The 6,297-nt window shown below is 69.7% G+C and carries 7 protein-coding genes; 4 read left to right on the top strand and 3 right to left on the bottom strand.

Annotated elements, in window-relative coordinates:
* Nucleotides 1-988: protease modulator HflC (gene hflC, locus M0R80_30740; GenBank protein ID MCK9464017.1), on the top strand; the 988-nt coding region annotated here is incomplete at its 5' end.
* Complete coding sequence (locus tag M0R80_30735; GenBank protein MCK9464016.1) at nt 985-1,431, top strand: J domain-containing protein; 447 nt, start codon at nt 985-987, stop codon at nt 1,429-1,431. The genes hflC and M0R80_30735, both read left to right, overlap by 4 nt.
* Here the strand turns inward: M0R80_30735 and M0R80_30730 are convergent, their stop codons facing one another.
* Together M0R80_30730 and M0R80_30725 are read right to left on the bottom strand one after the other, a co-directional pair.
* Nucleotides 1,432-1,659 (bottom strand): hypothetical protein, encoded by a 228-nt coding sequence (locus M0R80_30730; protein MCK9464015.1) that lies wholly within the window; start codon nt 1,657-1,659, stop codon nt 1,432-1,434. It abuts the gene before it with no gap.
* Between the two features lie 91 nt (nt 1,660-1,750).
* Nucleotides 1,751-2,758: a class I mannose-6-phosphate isomerase gene (locus M0R80_30725; GenBank protein MCK9464014.1), complete on the bottom strand. Its 1,008-nt coding sequence runs from the start codon at nt 2,756-2,758 to the stop codon at nt 1,751-1,753.
* 97 nt (nt 2,759-2,855) lie between these two features.
* Here M0R80_30725 and M0R80_30720 point away from each other — a divergent pair, with 97 nt between their 5' ends.
* Entirely contained in the window at nt 2,856-3,560 is a 705-nt protein-coding gene (locus M0R80_30720; GenBank protein ID MCK9464013.1) for a DsbA family protein, read from the top strand.
* Nucleotides 3,561-3,564: 4 nt separating this feature from the next.
* On the opposite strand, the gene M0R80_30715 is transcribed toward M0R80_30720, so the two are convergent.
* Complete coding sequence (locus M0R80_30715; GenBank protein ID MCK9464012.1) at nt 3,565-4,851, bottom strand: adenylosuccinate synthase; 1,287 nt, start codon at nt 4,849-4,851, stop codon at nt 3,565-3,567.
* Between the two features lie 173 nt (nt 4,852-5,024).
* Between M0R80_30715 and M0R80_30710 the strand changes: the two genes are divergently transcribed.
* Nucleotides 5,025-6,095 carry a hypothetical protein gene (locus tag M0R80_30710; GenBank protein ID MCK9464011.1) on the top strand — a complete coding sequence of 357 codons (1,071 nt, stop codon included), beginning with the start codon at nt 5,025-5,027 and terminating at the stop codon, nt 6,093-6,095.
* Nucleotides 6,096-6,297: the final 202 nt, after the last annotated feature.

Here is a 6,297-nt window from a genome sequence, read left to right as displayed (position 1 = left end):
CGTCGACGATCCGCGGAAGTTCGAGAAGCGGTGGCTCGGCTGGGACGGCGAGCCGACCCAGGTCACGACCGCGGACAAGCGGTTCATCGCCATCGACATCTTCGCGCGGTGGCGCATCGCGGAGCCGCTCGTCTACATCGAGAAGATCGGCACCGAGGAGCGCGCCCAGAGCCGGCTCGACGACATCGTCGAGAGCGCGGCGCGGAACGTGGTCGCCAACCACAAGCTGATCGAGGTGATCCGGACGACGAACCGCGCGTTTGCCCTGTCCAACGAGGAGATGATGGCCGCCGGCGCGGCGCAGCCGATGACGCCGGACTCGGTGGCAACGGCCGAGGAGACCGCCCGGGAGCAGCCGGCCCCGGCGGACGACGCGGACGGCGGCGTCGAGGACGAGAAGGAGGCGAAGGCGGGCGACGACGCGGTGCCGCCCCCGGCGCCCGAGAAGGTCGCGCAGAAGCCCGAGGCCGCGCCCTCGGTCCTCGGCGTGAGCACCATGGGCGAGGAGATGATCTACACCATCACCGCCGGCCGCATGAAGCTGACGCAGCTCATCTTCGAACGGGCGTCGGCCGAGGTGGCCAAGCTCGGCATCGAGCTGCGCGACGTGCAGTTCAAGCGCATCGACTACGTGGAGAGCGTGCAGGCGAAGGTCTTCGACCGCATGGTGTCCGAGCGCCGGCGGGTCGCCGAGGCGTTCCGCTCCCAGGGCCAGGGGATGTCCGCCGAGATCCTCGGCAAGAAGGACCGCGATCTGAAGACGATCCGCTCCGAGGCGTACCGCCAGGCGCAGGAGATCCGGGGCCGCGCGGACGGCGAGGCGGCGGCGATCTACGCCGACGCGTACAAGGCGGACCCGGCCTTCTACAGGTTCGTCAAGATCCTCGAGAGCTACGAGACGACCGTGGACGAGAACACGTGGATCCTGCTCAGCACCGACGCCGACTACGCGCAGCAGCTGACGAGGATGAAGGGGCCCGGCAATTGAGCGAGTTCGATCCCGGGATCGACTACTACGCGGTGCTCGGCGTCGGATCCTTCGCGAGCGCGGACGAGATCACGAGGGCGTACCGCGCCCTCGCGGCGAAGTACCACCCCGACAAGCACCAGGGCAACGACCTCGAGGAGCTCGCGAAGGAGAAGCTGGCGCAGATCAACGCGGCGTTCGCCGTGATCGGGAACCCCGAGAGACGGGCGCGCTACGACGACGCACGGCGCGGCGGGCGGGCCTCGCAACCTCCGGGGGGCGGCGCCCCACCCTCTGCCGCGCCTCCCAGGCAGGGGCGCACGGGGCTGTACGTGCTCCTCGCGCTCGCCGGCCTGCTGCTGGCGCTGCGGTTCGTCCGCAACCCGCGGACGCTCCTGATCATCGCGGCCGTGATCGCCGCCATCTGGCTCGCCCCGCGCATCGTGCGCTATTTCAAGAAGTAGTTACTTGCCGCCGTCGGCGTCCGAATCCGTATCCGAGTCGGAATCGGTGTCGGTGTCGGTGTCCGAGTCCGAGTCGGTGTCCGAGTCCGAATCGGAGCTCGCGTCCGGCGGGCCTCCCTCGAAGTTGGCGTCCGGATCCATGGCGATCCCCTCGGCCGGATCGCACGACCCGAGTGCCGCCGTCATGAGAACCGCGAGCAGCGCGGCCGCGATCGTTCTCCACCACATGATGTCGCCTCCCGTCATGGCGCGTCGAGCCGGGGCTCGAACCCGATGCCGAAGAGCATAGCGAAACGCGCGGCTTTGGTCCAATGCCGCGCTACGCGCCGCCGCCCGAGCCGGCGAACGCCGCCAGAACCACGAGATCGCCGTCGCCCGCGAGCTCAACGCGCTCCGCGCGGCACGCGGGAACGAGCAGCGTCCCGCCGAGCCCGAGCCGCCTCGACTCGCCGCCCGCGCGCACCTCCGCCATTCCCGAGCCCGAGACGCCGACCAACGCGACGAAGCCCGCGCTCGACAAGGAGCACCCGGCGGCGACCTCCTCGCGAGAGAGGATCTCCATGTTGAGCTCCGCGCACGTCACGCCGCGGCGGCCGGAGCGCGGGGCCTCGAAGGCCTTTGTCGCGGCGCCCGAGAAGCCGATCGAATCGAGCGCCTCTGCGACGTGGAGCTGTCTCGGCCTCCCGTCCGTGCCGACCCGGTTCCAGTCGAAGACGCGGTAGGTCGTGTCGGACGACTGCTGCACCTCGGCGAGCAGGATCCCGCCGCCGATCGCGTGCACCGTCCCGGTCGGGACGTGGACGATCTCGCCCGCCTCGACCTCGATCCGGCGGAGCAGGCGCGCGACGTCCCCCGCGGCGAGCGCCGCCTCGAACGCGCGGCGATCCGTGCCCGGGGCGAGGCCGAGGTACAGCACCGCGCCGGGCTCGGCGGCCATCACGTACCACGCCTCGGTCTTGGGCCGCGCCCCGCGCCCGATGCGCGCGCACGCCGCGGGTCCCGGGTGCACCTGGACCGACAAGGTCTCCCGCGCGTCGATGAACTTCAGCACGAGCGGGAACCGCCCGTCGAGGGGCGGCACCGCGCCGAGGAGCGCCGCGGCGTGATCCCTCCGCAGCTCGCCGAGCGACGCGCCCGCGAACGCCCCGTCCGCGACGATCGACTGCTCGCCCTCGAGATCGACGATCTCCCACGACTCGCCGACGGCCACGCCCTCAGGGAGCGCGCGGCCGAGCGAGGTCTCGAGCCGGCGTCCGCCCCAGACGAGCGGCTTGAGCAGCGGCACGAGCCTCAGGATCGGCAGCTCGGCTGGGGGCGTCGCGCGCACGGGCTTCTCCCTTCCAACGGTGTCACGTCGTCAAGTGACGTGGCTCGCGGCGCGGATAGTGTATTATGATGGCGGAGAACGAACCAGGGGTGTGAGCATGAACAGGACATCGACACCGGCCCTTCCGATCCTCGCCCTCGGCGCGGCGATCGCGCTGGCGCAGGGCTGCCGCCCGCCGATCGACGACTACTGGGAACCCGACGCGAGCGGGTTCGACGCCTCAGTCGACGACTCAGGACCGGGCGCGGCCTGCCCGGAGGGGTCCCCCGATCTCTTCAACAACGCGTACAACCCGTACATGGGCGGCGATGAGGCCGTGGATCTCGAGGTCGTCGACATCTCGTTCTTCAAGTGCCCGCACTGCGCCGAGTTCGCGCAGCTCTGGAAGGAGGTCTGGGCGACGCGCCCGGACATCCGCGCGCGCGTGCGGCTCTACTACCACCACTATCCGTTCGACTACCAGGCCTCTTGGGAAGTGCACGCGGCGACCGTGGCCGCCGGCAACCAGGGGATGGAGCACTTCTGGCAGCTCCACGACTACATCTACGACGGCGCCTACTACGACGGCGTGCAGTACAGCCTCGACGAGATCCGGGCGTACTGCGCGGACGTCCTGCAGCTCGAGATGACCCAGTTCGAGGCAGACCTCGCGGATCCGTACACCTACTCATTCCTGGCCTGGGACAAGGAGCAGGCGCAGGCGGCCGGGGTCGGCGGCACGCCGTCGGTGTTCATCTGCGGGGAGAAGATCAGCTGGGGCTCCGTCGAGGCGGAGATCGACGCGCACCTGGGGATCGACTGACCGCTCACGCCGCGAACGGGTTCGAGATCACGATCGTCTGCTCCCGCCCCGGGCCCACCGAGACGATGCACGCCGGACAGCCGACGAGCTCGCAGAGGCGCTCGACGTAGAGGCGCGCGTTGCGCGGCAGCTCCTCGACGCGCCGCGCGGAGGTGATGGGCTCGCTCCACCCCGGCCGGGTCTCGTACACGGGCACGACCCGCTCGAGCGCCGCGAGCGGGACGCCGTCGACCTTCGCGCCGTCGAGGGTGTAGCCGACGCAGATCTTGATCTCGGGGAGGCCCGTCAGCACGTCGAGCTTGGTGATGGCGAGGCGCGTCGCCCCCGAGATGCGCGCGGCGTACCGCACGAGCGCCGCGTCGAACCAGCCGCACCGGCGCGGACGGCCGGTCGTGGAGCCGAACTCCGCGCCGACGTCCCGCAGGCGCCCCCCGACGTCGTCGCGGAGCTCGGTCGGGAACGGGCCCTCGCCGACGCGGGTCGTGTACGCCTTGGCGATCGCGACGACCTCGTCGATGCAGGTCGGGCCGAGGCCGAGGGCGGTGCACGCGCCGCCCATCACGGTGTTCGACGACGTGACGAACGGGTAGGTGCCGTGGTCCACGTCGAGCATGACGCCCTGCGCGCCCTCGAGCAGGATCGCGCGGGAGCCGTCGAGCGCGCGGTGAAGAAGCGCGACGGTGTCGGTGACGTACGGGCGGACGCGCTCTGCGAGCGGGGCGAGCGAGGCGGCGACCTCCGCCGCGGACCCGACCTTCGCGCCCCTCGCCTCGAGCATCGGGCGCCAGTACTCGAGCACGTCCTCGAGTGCACCCGCGAGGGCGTCCGGGCGGTAGAGATCGCCTACCCGCACGCCGCGACGTCCGACCTTGTCCTCGTACGCGGGGCCGATGCCGCGCCGCGTGCTCCCCAAAGGGATCGAGCCCGACCGCCGATCCTCGCGCAGCCCGTCGAGCTCGAGGTGGTGCGGGAGGATGACGTGCGCGAGATCGCTCACCGCGAGCGACGCGCGGCCGAGGGTGCCCGTCCCGGCGAGCTTGTCGAGCTCCTCGACGAGCACGCGCAGATCGATCACCATCCCCTGGCCGAGGACGCACGTCGTGCCGGGCCGCAGGACGCCGGACGGGATCAGGTGGAATATCGTCTTCACGCCGTCGACGACGAGCGTGTGTCCCGCGTTGTTCCCGCCCTGGAAGCGGAGCACCATGTCCGCGAACTCGGCGTACAGATCGACGACCTTGCCCTTGCCCTCGTCGCCCCACTGCGCGCCCACAACTCCGACGACTGTCATGATCAGCTCGCCTCCGCAAAAGCGCCGTTTTTTGAGGCCCGAGCGTAGGTAGCACCCGGCTCGCGAGGCGTCAATCGGGCGGCGCAGCCCCGAAGGGGGCGTTTGCGTCCGGCGCGAAAACCACTTACGATCACGGTGTTCGAACGAACTTTCATAGGTACGGGGAGACGGTCATGACGAAACGATTATTGGCTCTGCTCGCGATCGCGACGCTCGGCACGGCGCTCGTCGAGGCGTCCTGCACCGGCGGCAAGGTCGGCGGCGATTCCGACTCCGACGGCGACTCCGACTCCGACACGGACTCCGACACGGACTCCGACTCCGACTCCGACACGGACTCCGACTCCGACTCCGACACGGACTCCGACACGGACACGGATACCGACTCCGACTCCGATTCGGACACCGATTCCGACACCGACACGGGCCCCGACACGGGCCCGGAGCCGGACTGGGACGTCGTGCTCTGCGGCGAAGGCGCCACGATGGCCGACTGCTCGATGTTCGGGTGCGGCGATCCGCCGCCGTCGATCGAGGTGGACATGACGATCCCTGACCTCGGCGACGACATGAAGGTCGTCACGCTCACGCTCGACGTGACGGACCGCTCCGGGATCACGGCCACGCCGTTCGAGGACATCGAGGGGACGCTCACACGCGGCGGCACGACCGTGCCGTTCTACAACAACTACAACTCGCAGACCGGACCCACGACCTTCTCCATCGCCAACACGTGGGCGATCCCCCACTTCTGGGGAACGTCGACGGCGGGGACCTACACCCTCTACTTCGAGGACAGCGCCCACAGCGGCGCGCTGGCGGGCATCCCGTTCGAGCTCGTCGAGTGGTGCCTCACGTTCGAGGATCCTTCGATCACGGCCGCGCCGACGACGAGCGGCTCGTGGAGCGCGACCCAGACCGGCACCATCGACGACTACGACACGGAGTACGGCGAGCAGACGAGCGTCTACGAGATGCGGATCACGGCCGTCGTCGACCGGGACTACGCGAACCCGACGCTCAACCTGTCGGTCAGCCACCCGTCGCCGACCGACATCACCATCGAGCTCGTCGCCGCCGACGGAACCGCCCATACCGTGAAGAACACCGGCGACCCGATCCCGAGCGCCTACTCGATCACGGGGCTCTCGTCGACCTGGCTCACCGGCGCCTACAAGCTCGTGATCACCGACTACACCGCGGGCGGCGAGGGCACGCTCTCCGCGTGGAGCATCTCGCTGTAGTCGCCCGAGCGCTACGTCCGCTCGGCGCCGTGCAGATGCCCCTCCAATAGGGCTCCAATAGGGCCTCCAATAGGGCTCAGAGACATTAGTTGTCCATCCGTTTGGTTCGGAAGCCTTCTGGAAAAATCCAGCGCCGGTGCGCATGCATCGAGTTCTCTTCGCGATGACCGTTTCGATCTTCACCGCCGTGTCGATTTCCGGC

It is taken from the genome of Pseudomonadota bacterium, assembly GCA_023229365.1.
Lineage (GTDB): Bacteria > Myxococcota_A > Polyangia > JAAYKL01 > JAAYKL01 > JALNZK01.
This window is presented reverse-complemented; position numbering and strand designations above follow the sequence as displayed.